At 30.3% G+C, this 20105-nt stretch carries 17 protein-coding genes and 1 riboswitch; all 17 genes read left to right on the forward strand.

What is annotated here, in order from left to right; all coding sequences use genetic code 11:
* The first annotated feature begins 303 nt into the window (after positions 1 to 303).
* A riboswitch (SAM riboswitch) is annotated at positions 304 to 428 on the forward strand.
* A 125-nt stretch (positions 429 to 553) separates the two neighbouring features.
* The 17 genes from ACJJVK_RS08270 (at position 554) to cysM (ending at position 20066) form a co-directional block, all read left to right on the forward strand.
* A complete protein-coding gene (locus ACJJVK_RS08270) occupies positions 554 to 1828 on the forward strand; it encodes an O-acetylhomoserine aminocarboxypropyltransferase/cysteine synthase family protein (RefSeq protein WP_405565045.1) in 1275 nt (424 codons plus the stop codon).
* Positions 1829 to 1881: 53 nt separating this feature from the next.
* Positions 1882 to 5283 (forward strand): bifunctional aspartate kinase/homoserine dehydrogenase I, encoded by a 3402-nt coding sequence (thrA, locus tag ACJJVK_RS08275; protein WP_405565048.1) that lies wholly within the window; start codon positions 1882 to 1884, stop codon positions 5281 to 5283.
* A 73-nt stretch (positions 5284 to 5356) separates the two neighbouring features.
* Complete coding sequence (locus tag ACJJVK_RS08280) at positions 5357 to 6520, forward strand: trans-sulfuration enzyme family protein (protein WP_405565050.1); 1164 nt, start codon at positions 5357 to 5359, stop codon at positions 6518 to 6520.
* 146 nt (positions 6521 to 6666) lie between these two features.
* Positions 6667 to 7872: a polysaccharide lyase family 7 protein gene (locus tag ACJJVK_RS08285; protein ID WP_405565052.1), complete on the forward strand. Its 1206-nt coding sequence runs from the start codon at positions 6667 to 6669 to the stop codon at positions 7870 to 7872.
* A 112-nt stretch (positions 7873 to 7984) separates the two neighbouring features.
* Positions 7985 to 8398 carry an Rrf2 family transcriptional regulator gene (locus ACJJVK_RS08290; protein ID WP_215993602.1) on the forward strand — a complete coding sequence of 138 codons (414 nt, stop codon included), beginning with the start codon at positions 7985 to 7987 and terminating at the stop codon, positions 8396 to 8398.
* Between the two features lie 40 nt (positions 8399 to 8438).
* The gene (locus ACJJVK_RS08295; protein WP_405565055.1) at positions 8439 to 9656 is read left to right on the forward strand and encodes an acyloxyacyl hydrolase; all 1218 of its coding nucleotides are present in this window, start codon (positions 8439 to 8441) and stop codon (positions 9654 to 9656) included.
* 227 nt (positions 9657 to 9883) lie between these two features.
* Positions 9884 to 10147: a DUF2061 domain-containing protein gene (locus ACJJVK_RS08300; protein WP_215993601.1), complete on the forward strand. Its 264-nt coding sequence runs from the start codon at positions 9884 to 9886 to the stop codon at positions 10145 to 10147.
* Positions 10147 to 10761 carry a phosphoadenosine phosphosulfate reductase family protein gene (locus ACJJVK_RS08305; RefSeq protein ID WP_405565058.1) on the forward strand — a complete coding sequence of 205 codons (615 nt, stop codon included), beginning with the start codon at positions 10147 to 10149 and terminating at the stop codon, positions 10759 to 10761. Before ACJJVK_RS08300 ends, ACJJVK_RS08305 begins: the two co-directional genes overlap by 1 nt.
* Before the next feature lie 10 nt (positions 10762 to 10771).
* Positions 10772 to 11677, forward strand: a complete 906-nt coding sequence (cysD, locus tag ACJJVK_RS08310) for a sulfate adenylyltransferase subunit CysD (protein ID WP_215993599.1) — start codon at positions 10772 to 10774, stop codon at positions 11675 to 11677.
* 116 nt (positions 11678 to 11793) lie between these two features.
* Positions 11794 to 13041 (forward strand): sulfate adenylyltransferase subunit 1, encoded by a 1248-nt coding sequence (locus ACJJVK_RS08315; protein ID WP_215993598.1) that lies wholly within the window; start codon positions 11794 to 11796, stop codon positions 13039 to 13041.
* Between the two features lie 132 nt (positions 13042 to 13173).
* Positions 13174 to 15267 carry a HEPN domain-containing protein gene (locus ACJJVK_RS08320; protein WP_405565061.1) on the forward strand — a complete coding sequence of 698 codons (2094 nt, stop codon included), beginning with the start codon at positions 13174 to 13176 and terminating at the stop codon, positions 15265 to 15267.
* A 19-nt stretch (positions 15268 to 15286) separates the two neighbouring features.
* Positions 15287 to 16054, forward strand: a complete 768-nt coding sequence (cobA, locus tag ACJJVK_RS08325; protein ID WP_405565064.1) for a uroporphyrinogen-III C-methyltransferase — start codon at positions 15287 to 15289, stop codon at positions 16052 to 16054.
* Positions 16055 to 16061: 7 nt separating this feature from the next.
* On the forward strand, positions 16062 to 16637 hold the full coding sequence (locus tag ACJJVK_RS08330) for a bifunctional precorrin-2 dehydrogenase/sirohydrochlorin ferrochelatase (protein ID WP_215993595.1): 576 nt from the start codon (positions 16062 to 16064) through the stop codon (positions 16635 to 16637).
* Between the two features lie 73 nt (positions 16638 to 16710).
* Positions 16711 to 17766 (forward strand): NAD(P)/FAD-dependent oxidoreductase, encoded by a 1056-nt coding sequence (locus ACJJVK_RS08335; RefSeq protein WP_405565068.1) that lies wholly within the window; start codon positions 16711 to 16713, stop codon positions 17764 to 17766.
* A 292-nt stretch (positions 17767 to 18058) separates the two neighbouring features.
* Complete coding sequence (locus ACJJVK_RS08340; RefSeq protein WP_405565070.1) at positions 18059 to 18391, forward strand: 2Fe-2S iron-sulfur cluster-binding protein; 333 nt, start codon at positions 18059 to 18061, stop codon at positions 18389 to 18391.
* A gap of 7 nt (positions 18392 to 18398) precedes the next feature.
* Positions 18399 to 19175: a serine O-acetyltransferase EpsC gene (gene epsC / locus ACJJVK_RS08345; RefSeq protein WP_215993592.1), complete on the forward strand. Its 777-nt coding sequence runs from the start codon at positions 18399 to 18401 to the stop codon at positions 19173 to 19175.
* A 3-nt stretch (positions 19176 to 19178) separates the two neighbouring features.
* Positions 19179 to 20066 (forward strand): cysteine synthase CysM, encoded by an 888-nt coding sequence (gene cysM, locus ACJJVK_RS08350; RefSeq protein ID WP_405565073.1) that lies wholly within the window; start codon positions 19179 to 19181, stop codon positions 20064 to 20066.
* The last annotated feature ends 39 nt before the right edge of the window (positions 20067 to 20105 follow it).

Genomic DNA, 20105 nt, shown 5'->3' on the forward strand with positions numbered 1-20105 from the left:
TATGTATTTTAAATAAATTATAATAATAAATGATTGCTTTGTCGCTAAAAGAAGTAGGTAATTACTGCTTTAGCATTTTTTTTAAGAGGTTGCAATCAGTTCAAATTTTTCCTCTGTATTGAAATGCAAATTTACATCATTCTTATAAATAATTGCATTTATATAAAAAAAATATTCTTTTTTAGGGTTAATTCGTAAAATACTATCAATTTGTTAAATAATATAAAATAATTTGCATTTTACTTGGATATTAAATTTTTCTATTGCAATATTTGTACTCACAAAGTTCAATAACTTATTGAAATGTTATCAAGAAAGGTGAAGGGATTAGACCCGTTGAAGCCTTAGCAACCCTTTTCGTGAGGAAAAGAAGGTGCTAAATTCTACTTAATTTCAGATTCATTTATCAGAAATTGGATAGATAACCCAAAAACAATTACACATCTGTGTATTTGTAAAATTCTTAATAACATTTTTCTAGTAAGTACATCAAAAAATTTTGATGCATTCAACTTTTGTTTTAATCATTTATTAACTCAAAAAAAATAGAAAAATGAGTACTCAAAAATTAGCAACAAATGCGTTGCACGCAGGTCATGATGTAAAAGCAAATGGAGGCACAAGAGCTGTGCCTATTTATCAAACATCATCTTATGTTTTTAATAATTCAGAACATGCAGCTAATCTTTTTTCATTAAAAGAATTAGGTTTTATTTACACGCGATTAAACAACCCAACAAATCAAATTTTACAAGATCGTTTAGCAGCTGTAGAAGGCGGAATTGGAGCAGTGGTTTTTGCATCAGGAACAGCAGCGATTTCAACAGGTTTGTTAACTTTATTAAAAGCTGGAGATCATATTGTGGCTTCTAGTAGTTTGTATGGTGGAACTTATAATTTATTAAGTGTTACTTTACCAAGATTCGGAATTACAACTACTTTTGTTGATGCTTCTAATCCTGATAATTTTAAGAATGCTGTTCAAGAAAATACAAGAGCATTTTTTGTAGAGTCTTTAGGAAATCCGAAGTTAGATGTTTTAGATTTAGAAGCAATTGCTGAACATTCTAAAACTGCAGAAGTTCCTTTTATTGTTGATAACACTGTGGCTACACCAGCGTTATTAAATCCTATTAAACACGGAGCAAATATTGTAATTCACTCTTTAACAAAATATATTGGTGGTCAAGGAACATCATTAGGTGGTGCAATAATTGATGCAGGAACTTTTAACTGGGCCAATGGAAAATTCCCAGAATTTACAGAACCTTCTGCAGGTTATCATGGGTTAAAATATCACGAAGTTTTAGGTGCTGCCTCTTATACATTTAAATTAATTTTAGAAGGATTACGCGATTTTGGTGGTGCTTTAAGTCCTACAAATGCATTTAATATTATTCAAGGTTTAGAAACTTTATCAGTTAGAATTAAACAACATTCAGAAAATGCATTGGCTTTAGCAACTTGGTTAGAAGCACAAGAAGAAGTGGCTTGGGTTAATTATCCTGGTTTAGAAAGTAGCAAATACAATGGTTTGGCTAAAAAATATTTACCAAAAGGACAAAGTGGAATTGTAACTTTTGGTCATAAAGGGGGTTTTGAAGCTGCAAAAACAATTGCAGATAAAACAAAAGTTTTCTCTTTATTAGCAAATATTGGAGATACTAAATCCTTGATTATTCATCCAGCAAGTACAACACATCAACAGTTAGATGAAGCTCAGCAAGAAAGTGCTGGTGTTTCTCAAGATTTAATTCGTTTGTCTGTTGGTATTGAAGATTTAGAAGATTTAAAAGCAGATTTAAAAGCGGCTTTTTCAGAAATATAACTTGTATAACCTGCAAGGTTTCTAAAATCTTGTAGGTATTAATTATAAAAGATTTGACACATCCATTAGAACATATTAAAATAAAAGATTTTACCACAGAAGCTGGTGTACTTATTCCTGAATTAAATTTAAGTTATCAAGTTTTTGGTAAAGAATTGGGTACAGCTCCTGTGGTTTTAATCAATCATGCATTAACAGGTAATAGCGAAGTTGGTGGTAAAAATGGTTGGTGGAAAGACATTGTAGGTAAAGAAAAAGCCATTGATACAACTGTTTATACAGTATTATCTTTTAATATTCCTGGTAATGGTTTTGATGAGTTTCTGATAGATAATTACAAAGATTTTATTGCTAGAGATATTGCAAAACTTTTTTTACAAGGATTATCCGTTTTAAAAATTAAGCAATTATTTGCTTTAATTGGTGGTTCTTTAGGTGGTGGAATTGCTTGGGAAATGATGGTGTTAAGTAATAAATTAACGCAACATTTTTTACCAATTGCTACAGATTGGAAATCTACAGATTGGTTAATTGCAAACTGTCAAATTCAAGAGCAATTTTTGGTAAATTCTAGTAATCCTGTGCATGATGCACGTATGCATGCTATGTTGTGTTATAGAACTCCAGAGTCTTTTAAAGAACGTTTTCATCGATCTAAAAAAGAAGATTCAGATATTTTTGATGTAGAAAGTTGGTTATTACATCATGGTAAATCTTTACAAGAACGTTATCAATTATCGTCTTATAAATTAATGAATCAATTATTAAAAACGATAGATGTAACAAAAGGCGGTGTAAAATCTGATGAAATTTTAGATAAGATAGATGCTAATATTCACATTATAGGTGTAGATTCTGATTTGTTTTTTACAGCAGAAGAAAATAGAGAAACGCATAAAAAAATAGCGTTAACAAAAGACAATGTTACTTATAATGAGATAAATTCAGTTCATGGTCATGATGCATTTTTAATGGAATATGATCAACTACAAAAAATTATAGAACCAATTTTTAATAAAGATTATAGAGAAAAGAAGATGAAAGTTTTAAAGTTTGGAGGTAAATCTTTAGGGAATGGAAAAGGCTTACAAAATGCTATAGAAATTATAGTTAATAAATATAAAAGCGGAGATAAAATTACGATTGTTGCTTCTGCTAGAGGAAATTCAACAAACGATTTAGAAGCTATTTTACAAAATGCAGCTGCAAAAAAGGAATATAAACCTAAATTTTTAGCATTTAAAGAATATCAACAAGAACCTAATAAGGCAGTTGATTTTTCTCAAGAATTTTCTAAGTTAGAAACCATTTTTGAAGGTGTTTCTTTGTTGGGTGATTATAGCCAGAAAATTAAAGATGAAGTTTTAGCACAAGGTGAATTATTATCAGTAAAATTAGTGGCTAGTTTATTAGAAAAAGAATCTATTTCTGTAAATCCTGTTGATGCAAGATCGTTAATAATTACTGATGAAAATTTTGGTAATGCACAACCAATTCAAGCAGTTTCAAAAGAAAATGTAATTCAATATTTTAAAGAAAATAAATCTACAATTAACATTGTTACAGGTTTTATTTCATCAAACAAAAAAGGAGAAACAACGACTTTAGGTAGAAATGGAAGTAATTATACTGCAGCTTTATTAGCAAATTATTTAGATGCAGATGAACTTCAAAATTATACGCACGTAAGTGGTATTTATACTGCTGATCCAAAATTAGTTGCAGATGCTAAAAAAATAGATCAATTGTCTTTTAATGAAGCTAATGAGCTAGCTACTTTTGGTACAAATTTGTTACATGCTAAAACAATTATTCCGTTAATAGAAAAAAATATCAACCTTAGAATTTTAAATACTTTTAATCTTAAAGATAAAGGAACTTTAATTTCATCTACTTCTGCATCACAAGGAATTAAAACCATTTCTACTATAGAAAATATGGCGATGATTAATTTTGAAGGTAGAGGCTTATTAGGTAAAGTGGGTGTAGATGCTCGTATTTTTAATGCATTAAGTAAAGAAGATATTAGTGTTAATATTATTGCACAAGGTTCATCTGAAAGAGGTGTTGGTTTGGTGATAAATGCCGAAAAGACTTTACGAGCAGTAAATGCATTAAAAGATGAGTTTGAAAGTGATTTTCAGGCACAAGATGTAAATCAAATAACAGTTTTTGATCAAGTTTCTGTAATTTCTATTATTGGGCAAGATTTAAGTCAATTTCATCATCCATACAATGCATTAATTAAAAATCAAATTGTACCGCTTTTATTTAACAACACAGTTACAGGTAAAAATGTGAGTTTGGTGGTTAAAAAAGAGCAATTGTATAAAGCTGTTAATGTAATTCATGGTCAGGTTTTTGGCGTAACCAAAAAGATAAACATTGCCATTTTTGGTAAAGGTTTGGTAGGTGGAACATTAATCGATCAAATTATAGAAAATACACAATCTGTTTTAGAAAGACGTAAATTACAATTGAATGTTTTTGCAGTTGCAAACTCTAAAAAAGTGTTGTTAAATAAAAATGGAGTTTCTAAAAACTGGAAAGAAAATCTTTTAGAAAATGGTGAAGAAAATGTAAAAGTTAGCGATATTATTGCTTTTGCAAAAGCTAATCATTTCGAAAATTTAATTGCGGTTGATAATACAGCAAGTGTTAATTTTGTAAGCAATTATATTCCGTTAATAGAATCAGGTTTCGATTTGGTTTCTTGCAATAAAATTGCCAATACGTTATCTTTTGATTTTTACAAAGAAGTAAGAACCAAATTAAAAGAATATAAAAAACAATATTTATACGAAACCAATGTTGGTGCAGGTTTACCTTTAATAGATACCATTCGTTTATTACACGAATCTGGTGAGAATATCACTAAAATTAGAGGTGTTTTTTCAGGTAGTTTAAGTTATCTTTTTAATACTTTTTCTGCTGAAGATGTTTCTTTTTCAGAAACTTTGCAAGAAGCCATTGATAAAGGATTTACAGAACCAGATCCAAGAGAAGATTTAGGAGGAAATGACGTTGCTAGAAAATTATTAATTTTAGCAAGAGAGTTAGAGCTAGAAAATGAGTTTGATGAAGTAAAAATTAAAAACCTAATTCCCGAAAATTTAAGAGAAGGTGCTGCAGAAGATTTCTTAGGGAAATTAGCCTTATTGAATGATGAATATCAAACTATAAAAGAAAATCAAAAACCAAATCACGTTTTACGTTATATTGGCGAATTAAGTGGAGATTTATCACAAAATAAAGGTACTTTAGAGGTAAAGTTAGTTTCCACAGACAAAAGTACACCTTTAGGTTCTTTAAAAGGTTCTGATGCAATTTTTGAAATTTATACAGAATCTTATGGAGAGCAACCTATTGTAATTCAAGGAGCAGGAGCAGGAGCAAGTGTAACAGCAAGAGGTGTTTTTGGAGACATATTAAGATTAGCAAAACATAATAATTAGTTTTTGGTTGACGGTTTTTGGTTGTTAGTTAGCACCAAAATCCAACAACCAATAACCAACAACTAACAACTAAATGAAACATTTCGAAACAGAAGCAATTAGAAATCAAACAGAAAGAAGTCAATTTTCTGAACATTCTACACCTTTATATTTAACATCAAGTTTTGTTTTTGATGATGCAGAAGACATGCGTGCTTCTTTCGCAGAAGAAAAACAACGTAATTTATACAGCAGATTTACAAATCCGAATACAACAGAATTTGTAAATAAAGTTGTGGCTATGGAAGGCGCAGAAAGTGGTTATGCATTTGCAACTGGTATGTCTGCAATTTTTTCGTCATTTGCAGCGCTGTTAAATGCAGGCGATCATATTGTTTCTTGTAGATCTGTTTTTGGTTCTACACACAGTATGTTTACCAAATATTTGCCAAAATGGAATATAGAAACCTCTTATTTTAAGGTTGATGAAGTAGATTTGGTTGAAAGTTTAATCAAGGAAAACACAAAGATTTTATATATAGAAACTCCAACTAATCCTGCTGTTGATATTTTAGATTTAGAATTGATAGGTAACATCGCCAAAAAACACAATCTAATTTTTATTGTTGATAATTGCTTTGCAACACCTTATATACAACAACCCATAAAATTTGGTGCAGATTTGGTAATCCATTCAGCAACTAAATTAATGGATGGCCAAGGAAGAGTTTTAGGTGGAGTTACAGTAGGTAAAGAAGACTTGATTCGTGAAATCTATTTATTTGCTAGAAATACTGGGCCAGCAATGTCTCCTTTTAATGCTTGGGTATTATCAAAAAGTTTAGAAACGTTGTCTTTACGTGTAGAAAAACATTCAGAAAATGCTTTAAAAGTTGCCTCTTTTTTAGAAGAAAATAATAATGTAGAATTGGTGAAATATCCTTTTTTAGAATCTCATCCTCAGTACAAAACTGCTAAAAAACAAATGAAATTAGGGGGCAATATTGTTGCTTTCGAAATTAAAGGCGGAATTGAAGCCGGTAGAAAATTCTTAGACAAGATAAAAATGTGTTCATTATCAGCAAATTTAGGCGATACAAGAACTATAGTTACACATCCATCTTCTACAACTCATGGGCGTTTGTCAGAAGAAGATCGATTAGAAGTTGGTATTACAAACGGTTTGGTAAGAGTTTCTGTTGGTCTAGAAAATGCAAGTGATATTATAGGAGATTTAAGTCAGGCTTTAGAAAATTAGTAATTTACAACATTACTTTTCTCAAAGTAAAGCATCTATGATAAGGTTTTTATATAGCTAAATAATAATTTTATTTAAAAATAACACAAATTGGTTAACCAATTTTGTATTTTTAAAAAATCAATTATAAAGTTATTATTTGTCTTATGAAAAATGCCTACAGATTACTTTTTCTTAGTTTTTTATTAATGTCTTTTTCTGCTTGTGGTTCTAGCGAAACAGAAGAAGAGGTAACAGAAATTTTAGAGGTAACTACAGTTAATGAATTTTCTGCGTATCAAGAAACTCAAACAATAAACATAACTGCAAATATGTATTGGTTTACAGAGATTGATGTGAATTGGATATCAATAGAACCAAGGTATGGAACCAATAACGCTATAGTAGAAGTAACTGTATCATCAAATACAATCTACGAAAAAAGAACAGGAACCATTACTGTTAAAGGTGGTAATCTTACAAAAACGATAACAGTAACTCAGGCTGCCAGAGAAGAAAATACAGGTGAGTTGGATGCAAATAAAGCACCATCAGAAAATTTTGATTTATCCACTTGGAATTTAAGTATTCCTGAAGATAAAGGTAATGGTATAGCAACAACAATTACCGTAAGTGAAATTAATAGTGCGTATGTAAATAGCAACTATTTTTATACAGCAGAAGATGGAGGTATGGTTTTTAAATGTCCAGTAGATGGATTTAAAACATCAGAAAATACTAGTTATACCAGAGTTGAATTGAGAGAAATGTTAAGAGGGACAGATACAAGTATTAGTACACAAGGTGTAAATAAAAATAATTGGGTTTTTGGTTCTGCACCGCAAGCAGATATAAATGCTGCAGCTGCTTATGATGGAGAAATGTCTGCAACTCTTTCTGTAAATTATGTAACTACTACAGGAGATTCTAGTCAGCAAGGGCGTGTTATTGTAGGGCAAATACATGCAAATGATGATGAGCCTATTCGTCTTTATTATAGAAAATTAGCTAATAATACTTTGGGCTCAATTTACTTTGCTCACGAACCAACAGAAGGTAATGGAAATGAACAATGGTACGAAATGATCGGTTCTAGAAGTAGTAGTGCTTCTAATCCTTCAGATGGAATTGCACTTAATGAAAAATTTAGTTACACAATTAATGTTATTGGAGATAGTTTAACTGTAACAATTATTAGAGAAGGTAAAGAAGATGTTGTTAAAACTGTTGATATGAAAGATAGTGGGTTTAATGTAAGTGGGCAATATATGTATTTTAAGGCAGGTGTTTATAACCAAAATAATTCTGGTGATGCTGATGACTATGTGCAAGCTACTTTTTACGCATTAGAAAAATCTCATACCACAAATTAAGAAATTTTCTAAACACCAATTTTTCTTATTAGTATTTAGTTATAACTTTAGGTTTAAAGTTTATCCTAGTGTTTTAGTATAGTAATTGCATTAAATTATGTAGTTTTGTAATATGCTATCTAAAAAAACAAAATACGGGTTAAAAGCGCTTACTTATTTAGCAAAACAGGAAGATAAAATACCTGTATCTATAGCTACAATTTCTCAAAGTGAAAATATTTCCCTTAAATTTTTAGAAAGTATCCTTTTAACACTTCGTAAAAATGGTTTTTTAGGTTCTAAAAAAGGAAAAGGTGGTGGTTATTATTTAATTAAAGAGTCATCAGAAATTCAAATGACAGATGTTATGAGAATTTTAGAAGGGCCAATTGCAATGGTGCCTTGTGTGAGTCTTAATTTTTATGAAAAATGTGACGATTGTCCAGATGAAAATACCTGTACAGTTCATAAATTAATGACTCAAGTAAGAGACAATACTCTGCAAATTTTTAGAAATACAACATTAGCAGATTTAACCAATAATTAATATTAGTTTTTTTATTTTTGATGAAATTGCTACAAATTAAATGAAAAATAAAAATCGATTTCTAGTTCTAATTTTCTTTATTTCAGTTTCTCTTTTTAGTCAAGAAAAACAAAGAACAAAATTCACTAATTTTTTAGCCAACTCCTATTATAGTGTCAATTTAGGTGGTATTTTTTATCCTTTTTCAAATGATAATTTAATTGATGGTTATAAAACAGATAGCTTTAGTAAAAACTGGTTTTCTGGTAGGTTTATGTTAGGTGATAAAATAACTGACAATTTATCTGCACAATTTGGTACAATGAGACCTGCTTCTTGGTTTAAATACGATAATGTAAATAATATTGGTTATGATAGAAGTGTATGGATTAATGCTTGGTTTCTATCACTAAAAAAAGATTTTTATTTATCAAACAAAACCTCTTTTTATGCAGAAGCTGGTATTGCTAATTTAACCAGATTTGGTTTTTCTATAGATGATAAAGTTATTTATAATGATGCACATTATGCAAGTTTAATTTACGGTCTTGGCTTACAATATAAGTTAACCAACAAATGGCGATTATCTGTAAACGGAACCTTTTTACCAAAATCAGAAAAACAAAATCAACCATTAATTTCTCAGTTTTCTTTAGGTTTTGAATATCATTTACAACAGGTTGATGATAAAATTGCAAAAGAGTATTCAAATAACGATTATTTTTTTCCGAACAACATTTTTCAAGTGAGTTATGGTACTGGAGACATTGGTTTTGGTGTAAATGAATTTTTTGGCATGAGTATGAAAGTTGGTAATTTTGATAGTTTTGGGATTCCTGTTTTTTGGGTTGGAGAAATAAAAGCAAAGCATGCTTTATCTTTAACTTACCAGAGATTAATTTATAGGTCAGAAAAAATATTTTCTTTAGATTGGGGTGTGAGTGCTACTTATTTTCAATCTACAAGAGGGAAAACAGATGTATTTGCATTTTCAATTTTTCCTGTTTTGCGCTTCTATTTGTTAAGAAAAAAAGATTATGATTTTTATACAAATTATTCAATAATTGGACCAACTTATATTTCTAAAAGTAATATTGATAATACAGAAACTGGTCCCAAAAGCACTTATCAAGATACAATGGGTTTTGGTGTGTTTTTTGGTAAAGAAAGAAAATACAATTTAGAGTTGCGTATTATGCATTATTCTAATGGAAATATTTTCACTAAAAATGATGGAGTAGCAATACCTCTTCAATTAACTTTTGGTAAAACTTTTTAGAACATTGATACCTACACTATATATTTCATAAAAATTAGGGTAAAATATTTTCAACTACAACCTTTTAGTAATAATATATTCACAATTATTAGCTTCATTTATTATTAATCTACTAATTCAGTAGGCTTTAAGTAATTTTTATGTTTTTATCTCGACTTTTTGTTTGTAAATGATGTATGTTTGCATACCCTACTAAACAAATAGGGTATTAATATTAATGAATTCTTATGATTGCAGATCAAATGATTTTTAGCAAAAAGATAGCAAAACAAAGTTTCGAAGAAGATGTAACTTCAGAAAAACCTGTAAGAAGTATTGTAAAAGCATTAAGTTGGAGAGTTGTTGGTACTTTAGATACCTTAATAGTATCTTATTTTTTAACAGGTAAAATAGCCTTAGCAGCATCAATAGCATCCGTAGATTTTTTAACGAAATTAGTTTTATACTTTTTTCACGAAAGAATTTGGAATAAAATAAAATGGGGAAAATAATGAGCCTAGATTTAGATAAAATAAACAAAGAATTAAAAGATAAAAGCCCTGCAGAAATTATTTCGTGGGCTATTTCTTTAGCAAAAAATGCAGTAATTACTACTAATTTTAGACCTTATGAAGTTGCAATTTTAAATGCAGTAACAGAAGTGAAAAAAGATATAAAAGTAATTTGGTGCGATACAGGTTATAATACTGTACAAACCTATAAACACGCAGAAGATATAATTGAAAAATTAAGTTTAAACATTCAATTATATGTGCCAAAGCAAACAGCTTCTCATAGAAATGTAGTTTTAGGAGTGCCATCAATAGAAGATTCTAAACATGCAACTTTTACAGAGCAAGTAAAATTAGAGCCATTTTCAAGAGCAATGAAAGAACATCAACCAGATGTTTGGTTTACAAATTTAAGAAAAGGGCAAACTGCATTCAGAAATAGTATAGATATAGTATCTCAAAGTAAAGACGGAATTGTAAAAGTAAGTCCATTTTACAACTGGTCAGATGAACAATTAGATGCGTATTTAGAAGAAAAGAATTTACCAAATGAATTCACTTATTTCGATCCAACAAAAGTAGAAAGTAACCGCGAATGTGGTTTACATATATAAAAAATAAGACATGAGTCATACAACAATACAAGTAGATGCTTTAGAAAGCGAAGCAATTTATATTTTTAGAGAAGTAGTTGCGCAGTTCGAAAAACCAGTGTTATTATTTTCTGGAGGAAAAGACAGTATTACTTTAGTGCGTTTGGCACAAAAAGCATTTTATCCTGCAAAAATTCCATTTCCTTTAATGCATATAGATACTGGTCATAACTTCCCAGAAACTATAGAATTTAGAGATAGGTTAACAAAAGAATTAGGTGTAGAGCTTATTGTTAGAAACGTACAAGATAATATCGATTCTGGTAGAGTAAAAGAAGAAACAGGTAGGTATGCAAGTAGAAATATGTTGCAAACAGAAACACTTTTAGATGCTATAGAAGAATTTGGTTTCGATGCTTGTATTGGAGGAGCCAGAAGAGATGAAGAGAAAGCAAGAGCAAAAGAAAGAATCTTTTCTGTAAGAGACGATTTTGGTCAGTGGGATGAAAAAAATCAACGTCCAGAAGTTTTTGATATGCTAAATGGTAAGATAGATTTAGGTCAGAATGTACGTGTTTTCCCAATATCAAACTGGACAGAATTAGACGTTTGGTCTTATATAGAACAAGAAGAAATCGAAATTCCATCTATTTATTTTGCACACAAAAGAAAAACATTTGTAAGAGATGGTATGATTTGGTCTGCAGACGATGAAGTTGTTTACAGAGATGAAGAAGAAGAAGTTGTAGAAAGAATGGTTCGTTTTAGAACAGTAGGTGATATGAGTTGTACAGCAGCAGTTTTATCAGATGCAATAGACATCAATAAAGTTGTAGAAGAAATTAGAGATTCATCTATATCAGAAAGAGGTGCAAGAATCGATGATAAACGTTCAGAAGCAGCAATGGAAAAAAGAAAACAACAAGGATATTTTTAAAAATTTGTTTTACAAATTTTTCGCATTTCGCTTTTGGCAATTAGCCATCAGTATAAATAAAAGAATATAAAATTAGGCGAATAGCTATTTAGCGAAAAGCCAACAGCTCAAAAAAAATGAAAGTACTAAAAATAGCAACAGCAGGAAGTGTAGATGATGGTAAAAGTACCTTAATTGGTCGTATTTTATACGATACCAAATCATTAACAGATGATAAGTTAGAAGCCATAGAAGAAAAAAGTCAGCAAAGAGGTTTTGATTATTTAGATTTTTCTTTAGCAACAGATGGTTTAGTTGCAGAACGTGAGCAAGGTATTACAATAGATGTAGCACACATTTATTTTTCTACACCAAGCAAAAGTTTCATTATTGCAGATACACCAGGTCATATAGAATATACAAGAAATATGGTTACAGGTGCTTCTACAGCACAAGCTTCTATTGTTTTAATAGACGCTAGAAATGGAGTTGTAGAGCAAACTTACAGACACTTTTTTATCAATAATCTATTAAGGATTAAAGATGTTGTAATTGCTGTAAACAAAATGGACTTAGTTGATTATTCAGAAGAAAAATACAACGTAATAAAAGGAGAAATTGAGTATTTAGCAAGCAAAAGCGAATATAAAGGTCAGAATTTAACTTTCATTCCTTTATCAGCACTAAAAGGAGATAATGTAGTTGCAAAATCTGATAATATGAGTTGGTATCAAGGAGAAACACTAATGCATCACTTAGAAGCTTTAGATACAGAAGATATTAATGACGAATCTCAAACACGTTTTCCTGTACAAACTGTTATCAGACCAAAAACAGAAGAATACCATGATTTTAGAGGTTATGCAGGTAAGATTTACGGAGGAGATTTTGAAGTAGGAGATGAAGTAGCAGTTTTACCTTCTTTAACAAAATCGAAAATTAAAACAATTAATTTCTTTGATAAAGAATATCAAATAGCAAAAAGAGGAAGCTCAGTTACCATAACTTTAGAAGATAATGTAAATGTAAGTAGAGGAGATATGTTAGTAAAAACAAATGAGGAACCAAAAATTGCAAAGCAATTAGACGCAACTATTTGTTGGATGGATAAAGAACCTTTACAGGCATCACAAAAATACTATATCAAACATGGTGTAAATGATGCACAAGCAAAAATTACGCAACTATCAAGCATCATTAAAACCGATTTTTCTGGTATTGAAGAAAATCCATCAGAATTAGAATTAAATCAAATTGGTGATGTACAATTAAAATTGAGTAAACCTTTAGCGTTTGATGCTTATAAAAATAACAAATCAAATGGTTCATTTATTTTAATCAACCCAAAAACGAATAACACAGTTGGTGTTGGTTTTATAAAATAAAAGCTTATTTAATCCTTTAAAAAGGAAAATAATTAAGCTGATGAATAAAGAATAAAAAAAATAATTAACAATATTTTTACTGCCCAAGTAAAAATCCCTTCTCATTTTAGAAGGTTAGGATGGGCTATTAGCATGCAAAGTTTTAGAACAGAAATTGAAAATCCGGTTGTAGAAAAAGATATTATTGAATTAGCAGATAAAATTGCTGCATTCAATAACCTACAAATTGATGAAGAAAAATTTAGAAGTCTTCGTTTAGCAAGAGGTGTTTACGGTCAACGTCAAGAAGGCGTGCAAATGATTCGTATTAAGTTGCCTTATGGTAAAGTAAAAAGCAATCAATTACGTAGAATTTCTGAAGTTTCTGATGAATATTCTAGAGGAAGATTGCATATTACAACGCGTCAAGATATTCAAATTCATTATGTAGATCTAAATAGAACTCCAGAATTATGGGCAGAATTAGAAAGAGATGATGTTACTTTACGAGAAGCTTGTGGTAATGTGGTTAGAAATGTAACTGCTTCTGAAACTGCAGGTATAGATGTAAACGAACCTTTTGATGTTTCACCTTATGCAGATGCATTATATAAATTCTTTTTACGTAACCCAATTTGTCAAGAAATGGGTCGTAAATTCAAGGTTTCTTTTTCTTCTACAGATGAAGATACAGGTTTGTCTTATTTACACGATTTAGGTTTTATTGCTAAAATTGAAAACGGTGTAAGAGGTTTTAAAGTAATGGCAGCAGGAGGTTTAGGTTCACAGCCAAGACATGCAGAAGTTTTATATAACTTTTTACCATCAGATAAAATAATTCCAGTAATGGAAGGTGTTTTAAGAGTTTTTGATAGATATGGTGAACGTAAAAGTAGAGCCAAAGCAAGAATGAAATTCTTATTAAAAGATATAGGTTTAGAAGCTTTTAAAGATTTAATTGCTCAAGAACAAAAAGCAATTGAATTAAAAACAGTTGTTATAGATGCAGATGCTTATGTTGCTTCAACTCCAGTTTCTGTTGATGTTCCTCAGGTTGCAATTAAAAACCAAGAAGCATTTGAATTATGGAAATCGACAAATTTAATTCCGCAAAAACAAGAAGGATTTGTTGCAATCGGAATAAAAGTGTTGTTAGGAGATTTTTATACAGATAAAGCAAGATTATTAGCAGATTTAGTAGATGAATATGCAGCAGGAGAAATCAGATTAACTTTACGTCAAAATATTGTAATTCCGTTTGTCAAAGAAGATTTAGTACCTTATTTTTATCAAGAATTAGAAAAGTTAGGTTTTGTAGAAGCTGGTTATAACAAAGCAGTAGATATTACAGCTTGTCCAGGTACAGATACATGTAATTTAGGTATTGCAAGTAGTACAGGTATTGCAGAAGAATTAGAAAAAGTAATTGCTGCAGAATATCCTCAATATTTAAAAAATGAAGATCTAGTAATTAAAATTAGTGGGTGTATGAATGCTTGTGGTCAACACAATATGGCAAACATCGGTTTTCAAGGGATGACAGTAAGAACGCCAGATAAATTAGTTGCACCAGCATTGCAAGTTTTATTAGGTGGAGGTAATTTAGGAAATGGAAATGGAGCTTTTGCAGACAAAGTTGTAAAAGTACCAAGTAGAAGAGGTCCAGAAGCATTAAGAAGAATTTTAAACGATTTTGAAGCAAATGCAAACGGAAAACAATTTGTAGAGTACTATAAAGAAAAAGGAGAAAAATATTTCTATAATTTCTTAAATGATTTACAAGACGCAACTAATTTAACTCAAGAAGATTTTATTGATTGGGGAGAATCTGAAAAGTATGTTAAAGAAATCGGAATTGGAGAATGTGCAGGTGTTGTTATCGATTTAATTGCTACCTTGTTTTTAGAAAGTGAAGAGAAAATTGATAACGCAAAAGAAGCTTTAGAAAATGGAATATATTCTGGTTCAATTTACTATACATATCAATCAATTGTAAATTCGGCAAAAGCATCTTTATTAGCAGAAAATAAGAAAACAAATACACACGCAAGTATTATTTCTCAATTCGATGATTTATTTGTGAAAAGTGGTAAAATAGAATTAGGTACATCTTTTTCAGAATTAATTTATCAAATTAATAAATTTGCACCAACAGCAGAATTTGCACAAAAGTATATTAATGATGCCAATACTTTTTTAGAAAAAGTTAGAGCATATAGGGCAGCAGAAACTGCAATTACGCAGTAAAAAGCTTAAAAGAAAAAGCATGAGTTTAAAAACACCAAAATTAACGGTTGTAGGCGCTGGTCCTGGAGATATAGATTTAATAACAGTAAAAGCTATTAAAGTTTTAAAAACTGCAGATGTAGTTTTATATGATGCTTTAGTAAATGAAGAATTACTAGATTATATCAACCCAGAAGCAGAGCAAATTTTCGTGGGTAAACGAAGAGGATGTTATCGTTATCAACAAGAGCAGATTAACGAATTAATTGTAGAAAGAGCTAAAACTTCTGGACACGTAGTTCGTTTAAAAGGTGGAGACTCATTTATTTTTGGTAGAGGTGCAGAAGAAATGGAATATGCTGCAAATAATGGTTTAGAGACTGCAATTGTTCCAGGTATTTCATCATCATTAGCAGTACCTGCTTATCAAAATATACCTTTAACTAAAAGAGGAAGTTCAGAAAGTTTTTGGGTTATTACAGGTACAACTAAAGAGCATAAAATATCATCAGATGTTGAGTTGGCAGCAAAGTCTAATGCAACAGTTGTAGTGTTAATGGGTATGAGTAAGTTACCTCAAATTGTAAAATTATTTCAGGCAGAAGGTAAAAATAATTTACCAGTAGCTATTATTCAAGAAGGTACAACTGTTAATGAAAAAATAGGAATTGGTACTGTAGATACTATAGAAAATGTAGTTGCAGAAAACGAATTAAGAAACCCTGCAATTATTGTTTTGGGTAATGTTGTAAAACATCGTCAAGCCATTTTAGATATTCAACAAGAATATGCAAGCGATATAAAGTAGTAGTTTAATGGAAAGAAATAATTTATATCCTATTTTTTTAAAAACCAAAAACCTACAAGTATTAATTGTTGGTGGAGGTTTTGTGGCAGAAGAAAAATTAACTTTTTTGTTAAAATCGAGCCCAGATGCTAATGTAACAATGGTATCACCAATGTTTAGAGAAGGTACAGTAACTTTGTCAAAAAAAGGGAATGTAAAACTTATTCAAAAAAAATATAGTAAAAAGTATTTAAAAGGGAAACACATTGTTGTAGCAACAACAGATATTCCTAAAATTAACGAAAAAGTTTACAGCCATTGCAGAAAGAGAAGCATTTTAGTTAATGTTGCAGATAATCCACCATATTGCGATTTTTATATGGGCGGAATTGTAACCAAAGGAAACGTAAAAGTGGCAATTTCTACAAACGGAAAATCGCCAACAACAGCTAAAAGATTACGTCAGTTTTTCGAAGAAGTTATTCCAGAAAATATTGATGATTTAGTAAAGAATTTAAACGAGTATAGAAAAACCATTAAAGGAGACTTTGAGGAAAAAGTAGAAAAGCTAAATGAATTTACAAAAAGTTTAGTAGAAAAATAAAAGTAAAAAGGCGAATAATCTTTAGTTTTTTGCAATTAGTAAAAAACCAAAGAAAAGCCAAAAGCAAAATAAAATGATTACAACAGATATATTAATTATTGGGGCAGGACCAACAGGGTTATTTACAATTTTTGAAGCAGGTTTATTAAAATTAAAATGTCATTTAATAGATGCATTACCACAACCAGGTGGTCAATGTTCAGAAATTTATCCAAAGAAACCAATTTATGATATTCCTGCTTATCCAGAAATTTTAGCAGGCGATTTAACCCATAAATTAATGGAACAAACAAAGCAGTTTGAGCCAGGTTTTACTCTAGGAGAAAGAGCAGAAACAATAGACAAACAAGATGATGGTACTTTTATTGTAACTACAAATAAAGGAACAAAGCATCACGCAAAAATTGTTGCAATTGCAGGTGGTTTAGGATCTTTTGAGCCTAGAAAACCAAAAATAGAAAACTTAGAAAAGTTCGAAGATAATGGAGTTGAATACATTATTAAAGAACCAGAATTATATAGAGACAAAAAAGTAGTGATTTCTGGTGGTGGAGATTCTGCTTTAGATTGGGCAATTTTCTTGTCAGATGTTGCATCAGAAGTAACTTTAATTCATAGAAGAAACGAATTCAGAGGCGCATTAGATTCAGTAGAAAAAGCACAAGAATTAAAAAACTTGGGTAAAATTAACATTATAACACCTGCAGAAGTAAAAGGAATTATTGGTGATGATAAAGTTACAGGTGTTGTTGTAGAGAAAAAAGGCGAAGATGCTGTAATTATAGATACAGACCACTTTATCCCTTTATTTGGTTTGTCACCAAAATTAGGGCCAATTGCAAATTGGGGCTTAGAAATAGAAAAAAATGCCATTAAAGTAAACAACGCATTAGATTATCAAACAAATATTCCAGGAATTTACGCTATTGGAGATGTAAACACCTACCCAGGAAAATTAAAATTAATTCTTTGTGGTTTTCACGAAGCAACTTTAATGTGTCAAAGTGCATATAAAAGAATTTTTCCAGACAAAAAATACGTAATGAAATACACAACAGTTGGTGGTGTAGAAGGTTTTGATGGTACAAAGAAAGAAGCACCAAAAGCAGTAGTAAAAGCAATAGAATAAACTTTTTGCAGGGGTATAAAAACCTTGTAAATATTCGTTAAATAGCTTTTAAACTCAAAAAAAATAATGTTTTTAAGAAGCTATTTCCAGCTTTCAGCACTCGCTTTTTTGCCTAAAAAGGCAAAAAGAGCTCAAACAAATGCTTCAATCTGGGCTAAACTTGTTTAAAAATCAATTGTTTTCTTGCAATAAAAGGCAAATTTAAAAGTGTAAAACTAAACAAGTTTTTAAAATTTGTAAGGTTTAAAATCATCCAAATTCATTAATTTTGGTCTTTGGTAAATAAATAAAAATGAGTGTAGATATCAACATAAAAATAACTGATAGAAATGGTGAAACACATGAAATTGTTGCACCAACAGATATGGCAATGAACCTTATGGAAGTTGTTCGTTCTTACGAGCTTGAAGAAGAAGGTACAATTGGTATTTGTGGAGGAATGGCTATGTGTGCCTCTTGCCAATGTTATGTAATATCAGATCATCAATTACCAGAAATGACAGACGATGAAGACGCAATGTTAGCAGAAGCATTTGATGTAGAAGATAATAGTAGGTTAGGTTGTCAAATACAAATGACACCAGAATTAGAAGGTTTAGAAGTAGAATTAGCACCAGAAAGCTAGAGTTTAAATGAAACAATCAGAACAAATAAAAGAAACAACCCAATTAATTGGAGCTAAAAATTACAGCATGTGTTTAAGAGACGCAGTTGAGGTTTTTACCAAACAATTAATTAATAATTTGTTCGATGTAAATGATTTAGCAGAAAGTGGCGCAGATACAAGGAATAAGTTTTTACAAATACTAAAAAGATTATCAGTAGAAAATGGAGAGAATCTATGGAGCGAGTATCAAAGTTTCTTTGTAGAAATTAGAAGAAAATTAGATTTAGACGCAATTGCTGCAGAAAGAAACGATCCTGCTTGTAAAAGTTTAGAAGAAGTATATTTGGCTTATCCTGGTTTTTATGCAATTGCTGTACATCGTTTAAGTAATCAATTATTAAAATTAGCAGTTCCTGTTTTACCAAGAATGATGAGCGAATTTGCACATAGTACAACAGGTACAGACATTCATCCAGGAGCAGAAATAGGCGATTCGTTTTTTATAGATCATGCAACAGGTATTGTAATAGGAGAAACAACCATTATTAAAAATGATGTTTCTATTTATCAAGGAGTAACTTTAGGAGGCATCCAAGTTAAAAAGAGTTTGGCATCAACAAAAAGACATCCAACCATAGAAAGCGGAGTTGTAATTTATGCAAATGCTACTATTTTAGGTGGTGATGTAGTTATTGGTGCAAATTCTGTAATTGGCGCAAATGTTTGTGTTACAGAAACAATTTTAGAAAATTCTGTAGTAACTGTACAATCAGAAAATAATATTTTTCAAAAAAGAAATTAAACAATGCAGACAAAAAGTATCATAGATTTTGTAGGAAATACACCTTTGGTGGAAGCGCAACATATTTTTAAAAAAGAAGGCGTTACTTTATTATTAAAGTTAGAAGGTAACAACCCTGGAGGAAGTGTAAAAGATAGAGCTGCTTATTACATGATTTCTGAAGCTATTAAGAGAAAAAATATAAAAAAAGGAGATACTTTAGTAGAAGCTACAAGTGGTAATACAGGTATTGCTTTAGCTTTAATGGCAAAAGTATTGGGGGTAAATATGGTAATTACAATGCCAGAAAACTCAACTATAGAAAGAGTTAAAACAATGCGTGCTTATGGTGCAAAAGTAATTTTAACTCCTGCAGAAAAAGGTATGGAAGGTGCAATTGACCATGCATTAAAACTAAAATATAAGAAAGGATATTTTAGATTAAATCAATTTGATAATTTCGATAATCCAAAAGCACATTATAAAACTACTGGTCCAGAAATTTGGAGAGATACTGAAGGAGAAGTAACACATTTTGTTTCTGCAATGGGAACAACAGGTACAATTACTGGTGTTTCAGATTTTTTAAAAGAAAAAAACGAAAATATTACAATTATTGGAGCGCAACCTAAAGACGGTGCTAAAATACCAGGTATAAGAAAGTGGCCAGAAGAATATTTGCCAGCTATTTTTAATTTAAATAAAATAGATCAAGTATTAGAAGTTGGTGAAGATGAAGCAAGAGAAATGACCATACGTTTAGCAAAAGAAGAAGGTATCTTTGCAGGAATGAGTAGTGGAGGTTCTGTTGCAACAGCATTAAAAGTAGCAAACTCAATAGATAAAGGAGTTGTTGTAGCAATCATTTGTGATAGAGGGGATAGATACTTATCATCAGATATCTATCAGTAATTTAAAAGTAAAACAAGTATTTGCTATAAAATCAAAAAA

Origin of the sequence: Polaribacter sp. Asnod6-C07, assembly GCF_045063625.1 — a bacterium.
Lineage (GTDB): Bacteria > Bacteroidota > Bacteroidia > Flavobacteriales > Flavobacteriaceae > Polaribacter > Polaribacter vadi_A.